Annotated in this window: 1 protein-coding gene; it reads left to right on the top strand. The window is 68.4% G+C overall.

Annotated elements, in window-relative coordinates; translation table 11 throughout:
• Nucleotides 1-618 (top strand): Ig-like domain-containing protein (locus tag HV770_RS38120; RefSeq protein WP_246291640.1); only part of this gene is annotated, 618 nt, incomplete at both ends.

Genomic DNA, 618 nt, shown 5'->3' with positions numbered 1-618 from the left:
GACCGTGGCCGATGGCTCGGGCAATTACAGTGTGTCGACGGACGTGCCGCAGACGAACGGCACGGTGGAAGTGGTCGCCACCGATCCGGCGGGCAACGCGAGTGATCCGACCGATGTGAACTACACGGACACGACCGCGCCGCAGGCGCCGGTGGTCAATGTGACGCCGAACGAGGACGGAGGCGTGACGGTGGGTGGCACGGCCGAGCCGGGCTCGACGGTGACGGTGACGTATCCGGACGGCAGCACGGGCTCGACCGTGGCGGACGGCTCGGGTAACTACAGCGTGACGACGGACGTGCCCCAGACGAACGGCACGGTGGAAGTGGTCGCCACTGATCCGGCGGGCAACGCGAGTGATCCGACGGACGTGAACTACACGGACACGACCGCGCCGCAGTCGCCGGCAGTCAACGTGACGCCGAACGAGGATGGTGGCGTGACGGTGGGTGGCACGGCCGAGCCGGGCTCGACCGTGACGGTGACGTATCCGGACGGCAGCACGGGCACGACCGTGGCCGATGGCTCGGGCAATTACAGTGTGTCGACGGACGTGCCGCAGACGAACGGCACGGTGGAAGTGGTCGCCACCGATCCGGCGGGCAACGCGAGTGATCC

The sequence above is a fragment of the Paraburkholderia fynbosensis genome, from assembly GCF_902859935.1.
GTDB lineage: Bacteria > Pseudomonadota > Gammaproteobacteria > Burkholderiales > Burkholderiaceae > Paraburkholderia > Paraburkholderia fynbosensis.
This window is presented reverse-complemented; position numbering and strand designations above follow the sequence as displayed.